Raw genomic sequence first — 14,953 nt, 5'->3', positions numbered from 1 at the left:
ACGCCGCTCCGCGGCTACTCGACCAGCATGCAGAGGGGGCCGTGCGCGAGCACCGACCGTCGCCGCTGCGCGATTCCTGCTGATCGAGCAGACCGCGCAGCGGGCGCCTCGAGATCCGGGGGTGTCAGCAGGTGCGGGCCGGGTAGCTCACCTTCTGCTCGAGGGTGGCCGGGCCGGACGTCGCGGTGACGGTGACCTCACCGGACGGCATCGCGGTCTGGCGCGTGGTCCAGCTGTGCGCGGCGTTCGCGCCCGCCGCGACGCTCGCGAAGGCCTTCTGGCCGTACGCGGACGAGACGGTGACGCCGATCGGCGCGCTCTCGCCGTTGGTCGCCGTCACCGACAGCACCGCCTTGCCGGCGATGCAGCGCGACGACACGACGGCCGGCACCGTCAGCGCCGGAGCCGCCGCCTCGGGCACCACGATCTCGGTGATCTTCAGGTACGAGTTCGGCGTCGAGAAGCTCAGCTTCAGCCCCGTGGCGTCGACCGCGGTGAAGGGGATCGTCGTCAGCGCGCCGTTCGCCGCGGGAGCGACGTTCTGCGCGGAGGTCGGGCGCCAGACGCCGTCGGTGCCGCGGTAGGCGATGCTCACCGAGGCGAGCGTTCCCTCGGTGTTGGTGAACGACAGCCCGGCGACGCGGTGCGCCTCCGTGGTGGTCAGCGTGAAGTCCGCACTGCCGGCGAACGCCTGGTCGGTCCAGGTCGACCACGCCGTCGCGACGCTCCCGTCGCAGGCGTTGCCGGCGGGCAGGGTCGCCCACTTGGTCTGGCTGAACGACGCCGAGACGGCGGCGCCCTTCACCCGGCAGACGTTCACGGGCGGCGCGGTGCCCCAGATCTGCACCTCGGAGATCGACTGCCAGGTGTTCGCGGCGCTCGTCAGGTGCAGGCGGAGTCCGGTGGTGTCCGGCAGCGAGGACAGGTCGAGGGCGACCGTCGGCGCGGCGTCGGTCGCGGCCTGCGAGAGCGTCGCCGCAACGGTGCTCGTGGTCCATGCGCCGTTCGCCTGGTACTCGACCTCGATGCGCGAGGGCCAGGTCGCCGTCGCACCGTCCTTGAAGGCGTGCACCGTCACCGAGTCGAGGTTCTGCGGGCTGCTCCAGGAGAAGGCGAGCCGGCTGTCGCGGGGGTAGCCGGTGCCGGTCCAGTCGTCCCAGCCCTTCGCCTTCACGTTCCCGTCGACGAGCGTCGGCGCGAGGTCGGCGCGGCTCGAGACCGTCAGCGAGGCGCCGGGCGCGAGGTTCGCGATCCCGGGCTCCGCGACCTCGATCGTGCGCGTGAAGGTGCGGCCGGTCGCGAACTCGGAGTCGGCGGCGAGCGTGCCTGTCACCGTCAGCGTGCCGAGGAGCGCGGGGCCGGTCGGCGCCCAGGTGACCGCGACGTCGCGGGTGCCGGAGCCGGTCGTCACGGACACCGTCGCGGGCAGGGCGGCGGCGACGTCGGCGTTCCGGCGCACCGTGTCGGGCAGGCGGTCGTCGGCGACGGACCAGGTGCCCACTCCGACGCCCTTGCCGTCCCAGTAGGACTCGTTCCAGCCGTTCGCCCAGCGCGCCGGGTCCTCGGTGGCGGGATTGCGCATCTCGAGGCGGCCGTTCTCGCCGACGGTCATCGGCAGCCAGACGTAGTTCGAGTCCGACTCGCCGTCGTTCCAGCGGTCGCCCATGTAGACGTACTTCCCGGGCGCGAGCGTCAGCACGTTCGTCGACTGCGAGCCGAAGGTGGTCTTCCGGCCGTCGCCGATGGAGAGCAGTCCGTCACCGCCCTCGGGGATCGCGTTGTAGGCGACGTTCTCGTTGACGTCGCCCTTCTCCACGCCGCGAATCCACGAGCCGAGGATGGAGTCGGCGGTGTAGTAGGTCTGCGGGTTGGGCGCCCAGCCGGTCGCTCCGGAGGCGATCGTGTAGTACTTCCCGCCGTTCGCGAAGATCGCGGGCGCCTCGAGGTGGCCGCACTCCTTGACGATCTGGAAGTCGGTCCCGCGGACGGGTGCGCCCGCCGTGCCATCCGCGAAGACGTACGGGTAGGTGCCGTCGGCCGAGTACTGACCAGCGTCAAGGGTGTCCGTCGTCGTCGTGCGCTCGACGTTCGTGTAGTCGGCGTCGAGCTTCGCGATGTAGAGGGAGTAGTTCTCCTCGGAGGAGTAGGAGATGTAGGCGGTGCCGTCCTCGTCTTGGAAGACGGTCATGTCGCGCGCCTGGCCGGGGACGGCCGAGGTCGTGCAGGCCTGGTAGTCCGTCCGGTTGTAGAGCCGGTAGACACCCTGCAGGGTGAACGGGCCGGTCGGGCTGTCGGAGGTCGCGACTCCCGCCATCGACCGCGCGTAGGTGCTGCCGCCCGGCGTGATGCGGCCGTCGGAGTGCCACCACATGACCCACTTGCCGGTCTTCTCGTTGAAGAGGACCTTGGGGCGCTCGAAGATCGCGGTGTTCGGCGAGGACTGCGTCGTGTCGAGGTGGTGGTCGAGCTCGGCGATGCGGTCGGCGCGCGGCTGGCCCGCGTCGTCGACGGTGTCGTAGAGGGCGTCGAAGTAGGGCGCCTCGAGGTCGCCGGGGGCGGCGACGCTGCGGAGCGCGACGCCCTCGTTCTCCCAGTTGTGGCCGTCCGTCGAGCGGTAGACGGCGACGCCGGGGCTGTTCCAGTAGCCCTTGGTGCGGTCCTCGCCGTACCAGTACTGCACCTCCTGGCCGTTCTCCTCGGTCGTCACGATCTGACCGCCGTGCGCCTGGATGTGGCGGCCGTCGGTGTCGTACCAGGAGGGCTGGAAGTAGCCGGCGGCGCCGCGGCCCGGGTCCTGGACCGCGGGGTAGTCGGTGTAGACGGGCGGCGGACTGGTCCGCGGCACTCCGTCGTTCGGATCGGTGACGACTCCGGAGGGCGCCGCCGTCGCGGGTGACGCTCCGACTCCGAGGAGGAGGGCCGCGACGACCGCGGCCACTCCCGCCAGTGCCGAGCGGTTCCGTGCCGATGACTGTCGGGATCTCATGCTGTGCTCCTTTGCACGCCGGGACGATGTTGACGTTAACATCCGCTCTCGACGCTACAGCGGACCACCGACGTTCCGCGAGACCAGTGCGCCGAATGGATCGACGTAGGCGCCTCCGCGCCAAGCGGACGCGAAACGGGTCCCGCCCCGTCCGCAGACCCCGACACGGGTCCACTCGCCTGCGTCGGAGCTCGCGAGTGGACGTGAACGGGGCCCCGCAGAGTGTGCGGGGCCCGTCGCCGGTCCCTTCGCGCAGGGCCCTGAGTGAGGAGCCCCGGCTCAGCGCGGGGCGCGCAGCAGCGCGAGCGGCCCCTCGTGCAGCGGCTCCGTCGCCCAGCGCGCCGAGACGCTGCCGGCGGCGGGGTCGAGCACGAGGTGCAGGCGGTGCGGCGTCTCGAGGAAGATCACGTCGACCAGGAGGGTGCCGCCCTCGCCCGTGCCGGCGCTCGCCGCGACGACGTCGGTGACGACCCACTCGCCGGAGCCGGGTGCGAGCAGCAGCCGCTCCTCGCCCTCGATCAGCGCGAGGGTCCAGCCGGCGTCGTCGCCCGCGATCTCCACCGCGGTCAGCGAGCGGACCGCCGAGTCGGCCGCAGCCGTGAAGCGCGCGGGCTCGGGGGCGGTGGACGGAGCGGGGAGCGGCGCGAGCCCGAGCGAGCCGAGGCGCTCGAGCAGCTGCGCGTCGGCGTCCGCCGTCGATCCGCGGCCGACCGCCGGCAGCAGGTGCTCCCACACCGCCGCGAGCAGCGCGCCGGTGTCGGTGCTCTGGCCGGTGATCGCGACGACGAGGTCGTGCTCCGGAACGATCAGGCTGAACTGGCCGTAGGCGCCGTCGGCACGGTAGCCGTGCAGCGAGCGCCAGAACTGGAAGCCGTAGCCCTGCTCCCAGTCCGGTCCGTCGTTCGGGGGAGTGGCGACCTGCGCGGTGGACGCCTCGGCCACCCACTCCGGCGAGAGGATCGCGCGGTCGCCCCAGCGGCCCTCCCGCAGGTGCAGCTGTCCCAGGGCGGCGGCCGCCTCGGTCGTGGTGTGCATCCCGCTGTAGCCGATCTCGCGGTCGGAGGCGTCGCGGATCCAGGCGACCTCGCCGATGCCGAGCGGATCGAGCAGCCGGGGGCGGAGGTACTCGGTCAACGACTGACCGGTGACGCGCTGCACGATCGCCGCGGCCGCGAAGGTGCAGGGCTGGTTGTAGGCGAAGACGCTGCCGGGCTCCTGCTCGGGCGGCAGCAGCAGGAAGCCGCGGACCATGTCGACGGGATCGAGCTCACGGGCCCGGTCGATCGTCTCGGCGGAGTGGCCGCTCGCCATCGCGAGGACGTGCCGGACGCGGAGTGCCCGGGAGCGCGGATCCGTCACCTCGGCGTCGAGCTCGGGGAAGTAGGAGAGGACGGTCGCATCGAGATCGACGAGCCCCTCGCCGACCGCGAGGCCGACCGCCGCCGAGGTGAAGCTCTTGCTGAGCGAGTAGAGCAGGTGCAGCCGCTCGGCGGAGTACGGAGCCCACCAGCCCTCCGCGACCACGTCGCCGCCGTGCACGACCATCAGGCCGTGCAGCTCGACACCGGGCGCGGCCTCGATCGCGTCGAGCAGATCGAGGACGCCCGCGGCGTCGAGGTCGTGGGCGGAGGGGGTGCTTCTCGGCAGTGAGCGCGTCATCCTCCGATGCTACGGCCGGCTCCGGTGGACGAGTCCGCGGCAGCAGGCCCGCCCGACCGACGAGCCGAGACGTGACGACCTCCACAGGGCGTCGCGGGGAGAGCCCTCTCTACGACGTGCCGGACGCGCTCTCGTCATCACCCGACCAGACGGGATGACGGCCGTCGACCTCGTCCGTCTCCTCCAGGACGTAGAGCAACCGGTGGAAGAGGTCCTCGAGTGCCTGGCGGATGTCGATGTCGGCGGGATCGGTGGCCTCCGTTCCCGCGAGGAGACCGGTCTCGTTCAGCGACACCCTGATCCTGCCGACCGCATGACTGTCGACGATCTCGGCCAGCAGGAGCGAATGGAGAGTGTTGACGAGTCCGCGCAGGGCGAGGAGGTCCTGACGGGCGAGGACGCGGCTGCTCGTGGAGGGCGACCCGGCGCCTCCTGCGCAGGGTTCTCCCGTCGCGTGTTCCCTGCGGGGTGGCATGCAGTCCCTCGACTCCAGGGCTCGCGTCAGTTCGCCGCCGGCCGCGGCGGCAGGGCGAGGGTGCCGGTGATGGCGGGGGAGGTGAAGGCCAGGCCGGAGGCGGTGGTGGCGTCGTAGGGGAAGCTGATGGTGGCCGTGCCGGCGTCGAGGTCGGCCTGGGTGACCTGCTTCCGCCAGGAGAAGTTGGTGGTGGTCTCGCCGGGGGCGAGGTTGACGTCGATGCCGTGGATGGTGCGGATCTCGACGTCGCCGGTGTTGGCGAGTTCAGCGGTCCAGGTGATGTACGTGCCGACGGTGACGGGTCGGCCGTCCTCGGTGTCGAGCACTCCGGTGAAGTGCCCGTCGATGCCGGGGTGCTCGACGGGAGCGGCGACTCCCGACGAGGGCGCAGGCGACCCCGTCGAAGGGGCCTCGGCGTGGGCGGCGGTGGCCGCACCGCCGAGGAGACCGACGGTCAGTGCGGTCGCGACCGCGATGTCGAGGGAGCGGGGGCGACGCCGGCCGGAGGTCGTCGGGCGGTCGTGGTGGAGCGTGGTCATGGAGATCCTCGGAGCGGAGAAGGAGAAGACGGACGTGAAACATCTTCACATCCGTCGTCAGCGGGACTCTCGGCAGGCGTCGATCGTCCGGATTCTGGCGCTCGCTACTCCTCCGGCGCGACCGAGGTGGGGAAGGGGCCGAGGTCGAGCAGGAAGAGCAGGATCTCGGTGGCCGGCGCGCGGACGGCGGGGCCGGAGCCGAGCGACCAGGAGGCGTCCGTCGGCACGAGGGAGCTGCCGCGGGCGGCGGCGCGGATGGCGAGCGGCGCGCGGAGGAAGCGGTCGAGCGCGACGGCGCCGGAGACCTTCTCGGGGAGGACCGTCTCCGGGGCGAGGGCCAGCTCGACGCGGACGACCTCGACGAGCTCGGCGACGCCGGTGGGGCCGCGACCGGCGCGGCGGGCGGTCGCGAGGGCGGTGATCGCCGCCGGCAGCGCTGCCGGGGCGGGGGGATCGGCGGCCTCGCGAGCGCCGAGGCGGGAGGCGAGCCGCTGCGTCGTACTGCTGGAGAGCCGCACGACGAGGGCGCCGAGAAGAGGGGTGGAGACGGCACTGGCCGCCCCGCCCTCCGTGAAGGAGGGGGAGGCGGCCAGGACGGCGAGCCGGTCGAGCCGATCCGCGACGAGCGGGCGCCAGTCGTTGCTGACCCCCGACTCGTCGACCGAGGCTCCGGAGCTGAGCGGCAGGAACCGCGACCAGTCGGCCACGACCGGAGCGGCTAGCGTCCGCCGGAGCGGCGCTTGTTGTAGACGTCGAAGGCGACCGCGAGCAGGAGCACGAGGCCCTTGACCGCCTGCTGCCACTCGATGCCGATGCCCATGATCGACATGCCGTTGTTCAGGACGCCGATGATCAGACCACCGAGGATCGCGCCGCCGATGGTGCCGACGCCGCCCTGGACGGCCGCGCCGCCGATGAACGCGGCCGAGATGGCCTCGAGCTCGAAGCCGTCGCCGGCCTTCGGACCCGCCAGGTTGAGGCGGGCGGTGAAGACGAGACCGGCCAGCGCCGCGAGGACGCCCATGTTGACGAACAGCCAGAAGGTGACGTTGCGCGTCTTGATGCCCGAGAGCTCCGCGGCGTGCAGGTTGCCGCCGATGGCGTAGACGTGGCGGCCGAAGACCGAGCGGTTCATCACGACGCCGTAGACGAGGACGAGCACGGCCAGGACGATCAGGGTCACCGGGATGCCCTTGAACGACGAGAGCGCGAAGGCGAACGCGGCGACGACGAGCGCGATGAGGACGAGCTTGGTGACGAACCAGGCGCCCGGCTCGACACCCTGGTTGTACTTCTGGCGGCCGCGGCGGGTGCGGACCGACTGCACGGTGAACGCGATGATCGCGAGCGCGCCGACGCCGAGCGACAGCGGGTCGAGACCCTCGGTCTCGCCGAACAGGTCGGTGAGGAAGCCGTTGCCCAGGGCGCGGTACTCGATCGGGAACGAGCCGATGTTCGCGTTGCCGAGGACGACGAGCGCCAGGCCGCGGAAGATCAGCATGCCCGCCAAGGTCACGATGAACGCGGGTATCCCCACGAACGCGATCCAGAAGCCCTGCCAGGCGCCCACCAGAGCTCCGATGAGCAGCGAGAGCACGATCGAGACGAACCACGGCAGGCCCATGTTGACGGCGAAGACACCGGACATGGCGCCGACGAACGCGGCGATGGAGCCGACCGAGAGGTCGATGTGCCCGGCCACGATGACCATCACCATGCCGATGGCGAGGATGAGGATGTAGCCGTTCTGGACGATCAGGTTCGAGATGTTCTGCGGACGCAGGAGGATCCCGTTGGTCATGATCTGGAAGAGCAGCACCACCACGATCAGGGCGAGGAAGATGCCGTTCTTGCCCAGGTCGCTGAGGACGTGGCTGAGGCGCTTGGTGAACGCGTTCTCGGTGGGGTTCACCTGCGCTCCCGCCGCCGTCGGCGGGGTGTTCTGCAGATCGGTCATCGTTGCTTCTCCTGGGTCATGAGGGTGAGGACTGCCTCGGGCGTGGCCTCGGCGATGGGCAGCTCGCCCGTGATGCGGCCCTCCGACAGCGCGTAGACGCGGTCGCAGATGCCGAGCAGCTCGGGCAGCTCGGAGGAGATGACGATGATCCCCTTACCCTCCGCCGCGAGCCGGTTGATGATGGTGTAGATCTCGTACTTCGCGCCCACGTCGATGCCGCGGGTCGGCTCGTCGAGGATCAGGACGTCCGGGTCGGAGTAGATCCACTTCGACAGGACGACCTTCTGCTGGTTGCCGCCGGAGAGCTTCCCGGTCTTGGCGAGCACGGTCGGCGACTTGATGTTCATGCTGCCGCGGTACTCGTTGGCGACCTCGAACTCGCGGTTGTCGTCGACGAGTCCGGCGCTGGACACCTTGGGCAGCGACGCGAGCGAGATGTTCCGCTTGATGTCGTCGATCAGGTTGAGGCCGTAGTGCTTGCGGTCCTCGGTGGCGTAGGCGAGCCCGTGGGCGATCGCCTCCGACACGTTGCGCATCTTGATCTCCTTGCCGGCCTTGAAGACCTGGCCGGAGATGCGGCTGCCGTAGGAGCGGCCGAAGAGGCTCATCGCGAACTCGGTGCGGCCGGCGCCCATCAGGCCCGCGATGCCAACGATCTCGCCGCGGTGCACGGTGAGGTTCACCTTGTCGACCATGACGCGCGTCGGGTCCTGCGGGTGGTGCGCGGTCCAGTCGACGACGCGGAGGATCTCCTCGCCGATGTGCGGCGTGTGGTCCGGGTAGCGGTGGTCGAGGTCGCGGCCGACCATGTCCTTGATGATCCGGTCCTCGGTCACGTCGTCGTGCGCGATCGTCTCGATCGTCTTGCCGTCGCGGATGACCGTGACGGTGTCGGCGATCTTCTTGATCTCGTTGAGCTTGTGGCTGATGATCAGCGACGTGATGCCCTGCTGCTTGAGGTGCAGGATCAGATCGAGCAGGTGGTCGGAGTCCTCGTCGTTGAGCGCCGCGGTGGGCTCGTCGAGGATGAGCAGCTTGACCCGCTTGGAGAGCGCCTTGGCGATCTCGACGAGCTGCTGCTTGCCGACTCCGATGTCCTGGATCTTGGTGGTGGGGTTCTCCTTCAAGCCGACCCGGGCGAGCAGCGAGGCCGCCTCCGCGTTGGTCTTGTTCCAGTCGATCAGACCGGCGAAGCCGCGGACCTCGTTGCCGAGGAAGATGTTCTCCGCGATGGAGAGGTAGGGGCTGAGGGCCAGCTCCTGGTGGATGATGACGATGCCCTTCGCCTCCGAGTCGCGGATGCTGGCGAACTGCATCACCTCGTCCTCGAAGACGATGTCGCCCTCGTACGTGCCGTGCGGGTACACGCCCGACAGCACCTTCATCAGCGTCGACTTGCCGGCGCCGTTCTCTCCGCAGATCGCGTGGACTTCGCCGCGCTCGGCGTTCAGCGTGACGTCCTGGAGCGCCTTCACGCCCGGGAACGTCTTGGTGATGCCGCGCATCTCGAGGATGTTCGTGGTCACGCGTGCCTCCCTTCCTTCGTAGTGGGGGAGGGCGCCCGATGGGCGCCCTCCCGGGGTAGTGCTGACTTCAGTGGAGGCGGTGCTTAGCCGTTGACCTCGGCGTCGGTGTAGTAGCCGCCGTCGACCAGCACGGACTGGATCTGGTCCTTGGTGACGATGACCGGCTCGAGCAGGAAGGACGGGACGACCTTCTCGCCGTTGTCGTACGTCTCGGTGTCGTTGACCTCGGGCTCGGTGCCCTCGAGGACGGCCTGGGCCATGGAGACGGCCTCCTTGGCGAGCTCGCGGGTGTCCTTGTAGATGGTCGCGTACTGCTCACCCGAGATGATCGCCTTGACCGAGTCGAGCTCGGCGTCCTGGCCGGTGATGACCGGGAAGTCGGTGCCCACGGTGTAGCCGGCGTCGGTCAGCGCGGAGATGATGCCGCGGCTGAGGCCGTCGTAGGGCGAGAGGACGCCCTGGATCTTCGAGCCGTCGGAGTACGTCTTGGTGATGATGTCCTCCATGCGGCTCTGGGCGACCTCGGGGTCCCAGCGCAGCGTGGCGACGGTGTTGAACTCGGTCTCACCGGACGCGACGACGAGGGTGCCCGCGTCGATGAACGGCTTGAGGGTGTCCATCGCGCCGTTGAAGAAGAACGTCGCGTTGTTGTCGTCGGGGCTGCCGGCGAAGAGCTCGATGTTGAACGGACCGGCGGGGGCGCTCGCCGCGGCGGTGCCCTCGAGGTCGGTCAGGCCGAGGCCCGCGAGGAGCGAGGTGGCCTGCTGGACGCCGACCTTGTAGTTGTCGAACGTGGCGTAGTAGTCCACGTTCTCGGAGTCGCGGATGAGGCGGTCGTAGGCGATGACGGGGATGTCGTTCGCCGCGGCCTCCTCCAGGACGCTGGTGAGGGTGGTGCCGTCGATCGAGGCGACGATCAGGGCCTTGGCGCCCTTGGTGATCATGTTCTCGAGCTGCGAGACCTGGGTGGGGATGTCGTCCTCGGCGTACTGCAGGTCGACCTGGTAGCCGGCCTCCTCGAGCTGCGACTTGACGTTGTTGCCGTCGGCGATCCAGCGCTCGGAGGACTTCGTCGGCATCGCGACGCCGACGAGGCCGCCGTCGCCCGAGCCGGAGCCCGAGTCGCCGGAGCCGCTCGAGCAGGCGGCGAGGGAGAGGATCATCGCGCCACCGGCGATGCCGGCGATGAGTGCGCGCTTCATTGTGGTCACTGTGATTCCTTCGTCATTGAATGCAGCGGGTGCTGGGCTGCCGCGGGGGGCCGGCGGCGGCGGGACGCTCATGTGAGCGATCACATGGAGTGATGCTAGACCTGTCGGCGGCAATCGTGCCACCGTGCATGTCTCGACTCGATAACGGCGCGGATCATCGGTGCGCCGCGCCGACGGCGGCCGGAGCGGAGCGGGGCACCGCGGTGGAGCCGCGGACGATCAGCTGCGGGTCGATCGGCGCCGACGCCTCGGGGCGCTCGCCCTCGATCAGGCTCAGCAGCGCGGCCACGCAGCGGCGGCCGAGTTCGGCGAAGTCCTGCCGCACGCTCGTCAGCGGCGGCCAGTAGTACGCGGCCTCGGGGATGTCGTCGAAGCCGATGACGCTGACGTCCTCCGGGACGCGGATGCCGCGCTCGTGGAACGCGCTCATCACGCCGAGCGCCATCTGGTCGTTCGCGGCGAAGACCGCGGTGACGTCGAGGAGCCGGCTGAGCTCGAGGCCGACGTGGTGGCCGCGCTCCGCGCTCCAGTCGCCGAGGATCGGCGGGCGCAGCGGCAGATTCCGGTCGCCGAGCTCGACGAGGTAGCCGCGCATCCGGGCCTCGGCCTCGATCCAGTCCTGCGGTCCGGAGAGGTGCACGATCTCGGTGTGGCCGAGCTCGATGAGGTGCGCGGTCGCCATCCGCGCGCCGGCCATCTGGTCGACGTAGAGCGCGTCGTCGCGCTCGGCGTCGGTGGTCTGCAGAGTGACGTTCGGGATCCGCAGCGCGACGCCGGAGAGGATGTCGAAGACCCGGATCTGCGGTGCGATGACCACGAGACCCTCGACCGCCTGGTTCAGCAGGTGCCGGATCCCGGCCCGGATGGAGTCGCCGTCGGTGCCGTCCACGTTCGCCGTGACGACCAGGTACCCGGCGTCGCGGGCGGCGACCTCGATGGCCTGGATGCTCGACGCGGGGCCGAACTGCAGGCTCTGCGAGGAGAGCACGCCGATCGTGCGCGTGCGGCTGGTGACCAGGGCGCGGGCGGCGAGATTGGGCCGGTAGTCGAGCTGGGCCATCACGTCGAGGACGCGCTTCTTGGTCTCGGCGCGCAGGCTGGGGTGGTCGTTGAGCACGCGGGAGACCGTCTGGTGCGACACTCCGGCCGCCCGGGCGACGTCGTAGATGCTCGGGGCCCGCGGCGCGGGCTTGTCTTCCGGCATCGGGCACCGTGGCTTCCTGTGATCGGGCGGCGCTTCGTCGCGGGGACGCGGGTGCCGCTGCGATGCGGGGCCCGCCCGTCCGCGGGCGCGTGTGAGCACACCTTACGTCTCCCGCGGGGCGGAACCCCTCTCAGGGGGGACGCGGGGGTGCGCGGAGGTCCGGCTCGCGGGATGGGGCCGGGCTCGCGGGATTGTGCGGTTGCGGCGTGCCGGGGGTGGCTCCGCGTGCCGGAGGTGGGTGGGGCGGAGGTTCGGCTCGTGGGTCGTTCTGCGGCGCGGATCCGGGGCGGGCGGCTCCTGCGGACTCCGGCTCGCCGAACGCCGTCCGGCTCGCGGGATCAGCGGGTTCCGGCGTGCCGGAGGTGTTTCCGCGTGCCGGAGGTGGCGCGTCGGAGGTTCGGCTCGCGGAACGATCTCGGGCTCGTCGTTTCGGGAGCCTTTCGCGTGCCGGAGACGGTTCCGCGTGCCGGAGGTGGGCGGGGGAGCGGCGGTGGGCGGGAGGGTAGGCGCTCGACGGCGGGATGGCCAGCACCTCGCCAGCGGAGCGGGGGTGGACCGACGATGAAGGAGCAGGCGAGACGCGCACCGGCGCACGACCGGCGCGACGGCCCGCCCATCAGCACCGCTCCGCGTCACCGCGGGCACCGACGAGAGGACGACCGATGGGCTTCTGGGGACAGGACGACGACGACTCGCACGGCAGGCCGCGCCCGGTCGACGAGCCGCTGGGCGAGCTGGAGCTCGTGCACGAGTTCACCGAGGGGCCGATGCCGACAGGTGTGAGCGTGTCGCACACCGGCCGCATCTTCGTGAACTTCCCGAAGTGGGGCGACGAGGTCCCCGCGACGGTCGTCGAGCTGCGGGACGGCATCGCGGTGCCGTTCCCGGACGAGGCGTGGAACTCGCCCGACGGGGACGACGACGCGGAGGCGCTGGTCTCGGTGCAGAGCATCGTGGTCGATCCGGCCGACCGGCTGTGGATCCTGGACACGGGCAGCCCGCTGTTCCAGCCGACGAAGCGCGGCGGGCCGAAGCTCGTCTGCGTCGACCTGGCGACGGACACCGTCGAGAAGGTGATCGTCCTCGAGCCGGACGTCGCCCTGCCGACGACCTACCTGAACGACATCCGCTTCGATCTGCGGCGCGGGATCGCCTACATCACCGACTCCGCCGACTCCGGGCCGAACGGGATCATCGTCGTCGACCTCGAGTCCGGCAGCGCGTGGCGCCGGCTGCACGAGCACCCGAGCACGAAGGCGCTGACGCCGCCCGAGCTGGTGCCGATGGCGGAGGGGCGGGTGCTGATGAAGCGGCCCGCCGACGGCGACCCGGAGCCCGTCACGATGGGCGCCGACGGCATCGCGATCTCGGCCGACGGCGAGCGGCTCTGGTACTGCCCGCTCGCCTCGCGGCGCTGGTACAGCGTCGCCACCGACGCGCTGGTCGACCGCGGCGTCTCGGACGAGGACGTCGCTGCGACGGTCGTCGACGAGGGCGACAAGGGCGGCGGAGCGGACGGGCTCGAGACCGACGACCTGGGCCGCTTCTACGCCACCAGCTACGAGAACAACGCGATCGTGCGCCGCCGCACCGACGGCACGATCGAGACGCTCGTGCACGACGAGCGGCTGCTCTGGCCCGACACGATGTCGCTCGCGACAGACGGCCACCTCTACGTCACGGCCAACCAGCTGCACCGCCAGGCCGACTACCAAGGCGGGACGGACCTGCGGGCCTACCCGTACTCGCTGTTCCGCCTCGCGGTCGACGCGGGACCGGTGCTGCTGCGCTGAGCGGCGATGCGATGCCGGTCGCGGACAGGACCATGCCGGTCGCGCGCCGACCCATGCCGGTCGTGCGCCGAACCATGCTGGTCGCGCGCCGAAACATGCCGGTCGTGCGCCGAACCATGCCGGTCGCGCGCCGAAACATGCTGGTCGAGTAGCCGTCCGCGGGACGGCGTATCGAGACCCCGCGTCTGCAGAACGGTGGATCTCGATACGCCCGCTGCGCGGGCTGCTCGATCAGCAGGAGACGCGGGCTGCTCGGCCGCCAGCAGTGCCTGCTCAGGCGACGCCGGCCGCGCGACGCACCAGCGCGGCGACGGTCGCGCGGGTCGCGTCGTCGGCCGCGGTGAGCGCGTAGGCGGTCGGCCAGATGCTGCCGTCGTCGAGCTGCGCGCCGTCCTGGAAGCCGAGCGTCGAGTAGCGGGTGCCGAACTTCGCGCCCGGCTGGAAGAAGATGATCGCCTTGCCGTCGGCGCGGGCGTAGGCGGGGAAGCCGTACCAGGTCTTCGGCAGCAGCTCGGGCGCCTCGGCGGCGACGACGTCGTGCAGCATCTGCGCGATCGGCCGCTCGACATCCGTCATCGCCGCGATCGCCGCCTCCGCATCGGCCTTCTCGGCGGCGGTCTTGTCGGCGCTCTTCTGCCGCTTCGCCTCCTCGCGCAGCTCGGCGGCGCGCTGCTTCATCGCGGCGCGCTCCTCTTTCGTGAAGCCGTCAGCCATGGGAGTCTCCTTCGCGCGGGCCGCCGTGGTCCGCCGCGGCTCATCGTCGCAGTCGCCTGCGGTTCCGGCAATGCCCGCGACCGCCCGGTGCTCAGCAGCCCTGTCGGCGGCCGCCGGTAGCGTGGACGGATGCGCCTCCTCCTGATCCGCCACGGCCAGACCCCCTCCAACGTCGACGGCATCCTCGACACCCGCATCCCCGGCCCCGGGCTCACCGACCTCGGCCGCAGCCAGGCGGCGGCGCTTCCGGCGACGCTCGCCGACGAGTCGATCGGCGCGCTCTTCGTCTCGACGATGCGGCGCACGCACGAGACGGCCGCGCCGCTCGCCGCCGCGCTCGGGCTCGAGCCCGTCGAGCGCGCCGGGATCCGCGAGATCGCGGCGGCCGGCCTGGAGATGCGCGGCGACGAGGCCGCGGTGGAGGAGTACATGGGCACGGTCTTCCGCTGGGCCGGCGGGGAGACCTCGCTGCAGCTGGCCGGCGGCGAGACCGGCGACGAGTTCGCCGCCCGCTACGACGCGGTGGTCGCGGAGGCGGAGGCGACCGGCCACGACGTCGTCGCGCTGGTCAGCCACGGCGCCGCGATCCGCTGCTGGGCGGGGCTGCGCTCGCTCGACCTCGACGCTCACTTCATCGCCGACCACCTGCTCGACAACACCGGCGTCGTGATCCTCGAGGGCTCCGGCTCGGAGTGGTCGCTCGTCTCCTGGGAGGGCGAGCCCATCGGCGGCGTCGGCGTCGCAGCGCCGTCCGGGCCGGCGGGCGAGACGACGGACTGAAACTCCCCGCTGGTCGAGCAGCCGGGCGCAGGCCGGCGTCTCGAGACCCGCCGTCTGCAGGTGGGTGGATCTCGATACGCCCGCGGCGCGGGCTGCTCGATCAGCATGG

At 71.1% G+C, this 14,953-nt stretch carries 12 protein-coding genes; 2 read left to right on the top strand and 10 right to left on the bottom strand.

Annotated features, from left to right (window positions below; translation table 11 throughout):
- Positions 1-124: 124 nt before the first annotated feature.
- The 9 genes from GTU73_RS15375 to GTU73_RS15335 form a co-directional block, all read right to left on the bottom strand.
- Positions 125-2,986: a glycoside hydrolase family 43 protein gene (locus tag GTU73_RS15375; protein ID WP_160090556.1), complete on the bottom strand. Its 2,862-nt coding sequence runs from the start codon at positions 2,984-2,986 to the stop codon at positions 125-127.
- Between the two features lie 279 nt (positions 2,987-3,265).
- Positions 3,266-4,645 carry a serine hydrolase domain-containing protein gene (locus GTU73_RS15370; RefSeq protein ID WP_160090555.1) on the bottom strand — a complete coding sequence of 460 codons (1,380 nt, stop codon included), beginning with the start codon at positions 4,643-4,645 and terminating at the stop codon, positions 3,266-3,268.
- 109 nt (positions 4,646-4,754) lie between these two features.
- Positions 4,755-4,940: a hypothetical protein gene (locus GTU73_RS15365; RefSeq protein ID WP_160090554.1), complete on the bottom strand. Its 186-nt coding sequence runs from the start codon at positions 4,938-4,940 to the stop codon at positions 4,755-4,757.
- 206 nt (positions 4,941-5,146) lie between these two features.
- Positions 5,147-5,659, bottom strand: coding sequence for a hypothetical protein (locus GTU73_RS15360; protein ID WP_160090553.1), 513 nt, complete (start codon positions 5,657-5,659; stop codon positions 5,147-5,149).
- A gap of 104 nt (positions 5,660-5,763) precedes the next feature.
- Positions 5,764-6,366, bottom strand: a complete 603-nt coding sequence (locus GTU73_RS15355; RefSeq protein ID WP_160090552.1) for a hypothetical protein — start codon at positions 6,364-6,366, stop codon at positions 5,764-5,766.
- Positions 6,367-6,377: 11 nt separating this feature from the next.
- Positions 6,378-7,616 (bottom strand): multiple monosaccharide ABC transporter permease, encoded by a 1,239-nt coding sequence (gene mmsB / locus GTU73_RS15350; protein WP_160090551.1) that lies wholly within the window; start codon positions 7,614-7,616, stop codon positions 6,378-6,380.
- Positions 7,613-9,142: a multiple monosaccharide ABC transporter ATP-binding protein gene (mmsA, locus tag GTU73_RS15345; protein WP_160090550.1), complete on the bottom strand. Its 1,530-nt coding sequence runs from the start codon at positions 9,140-9,142 to the stop codon at positions 7,613-7,615. Before mmsA ends, mmsB begins: the two co-directional genes overlap by 4 nt.
- A gap of 83 nt (positions 9,143-9,225) precedes the next feature.
- Positions 9,226-10,344, bottom strand: coding sequence for a multiple monosaccharide ABC transporter substrate-binding protein (gene chvE, locus GTU73_RS15340; RefSeq protein ID WP_160090549.1), 1,119 nt, complete (start codon positions 10,342-10,344; stop codon positions 9,226-9,228).
- A gap of 163 nt (positions 10,345-10,507) precedes the next feature.
- Positions 10,508-11,557 (bottom strand): LacI family DNA-binding transcriptional regulator, encoded by a 1,050-nt coding sequence (locus tag GTU73_RS15335; protein WP_160090548.1) that lies wholly within the window; start codon positions 11,555-11,557, stop codon positions 10,508-10,510.
- A 662-nt stretch (positions 11,558-12,219) separates the two neighbouring features.
- Here GTU73_RS15335 and GTU73_RS15330 point away from each other — a divergent pair.
- Positions 12,220-13,350 (top strand): L-dopachrome tautomerase-related protein, encoded by a 1,131-nt coding sequence (locus GTU73_RS15330; RefSeq protein WP_160090547.1) that lies wholly within the window; start codon positions 12,220-12,222, stop codon positions 13,348-13,350.
- A 273-nt stretch (positions 13,351-13,623) separates the two neighbouring features.
- Here the strand turns inward: GTU73_RS15330 and GTU73_RS15325 are convergent, their stop codons facing one another.
- Positions 13,624-14,064 (bottom strand): hypothetical protein, encoded by a 441-nt coding sequence (locus GTU73_RS15325; RefSeq protein WP_160090546.1) that lies wholly within the window; start codon positions 14,062-14,064, stop codon positions 13,624-13,626.
- 129 nt (positions 14,065-14,193) lie between these two features.
- On the opposite strand from GTU73_RS15325, the gene GTU73_RS15320 reads away from it, so the two are divergent.
- A complete protein-coding gene (locus GTU73_RS15320; protein WP_160090545.1) occupies positions 14,194-14,844 on the top strand; it encodes a histidine phosphatase family protein in 651 nt (216 codons plus the stop codon).
- Positions 14,845-14,953: the final 109 nt, after the last annotated feature.

It is taken from the genome of Rathayibacter sp. VKM Ac-2804 (genome assembly GCF_009866655.1).
GTDB lineage: Bacteria > Actinomycetota > Actinomycetes > Actinomycetales > Microbacteriaceae > Rathayibacter.
The sequence above is the reverse complement of the archived record's forward strand: the minus strand, read 5'-3'. Positions and strand labels throughout refer to the sequence as shown.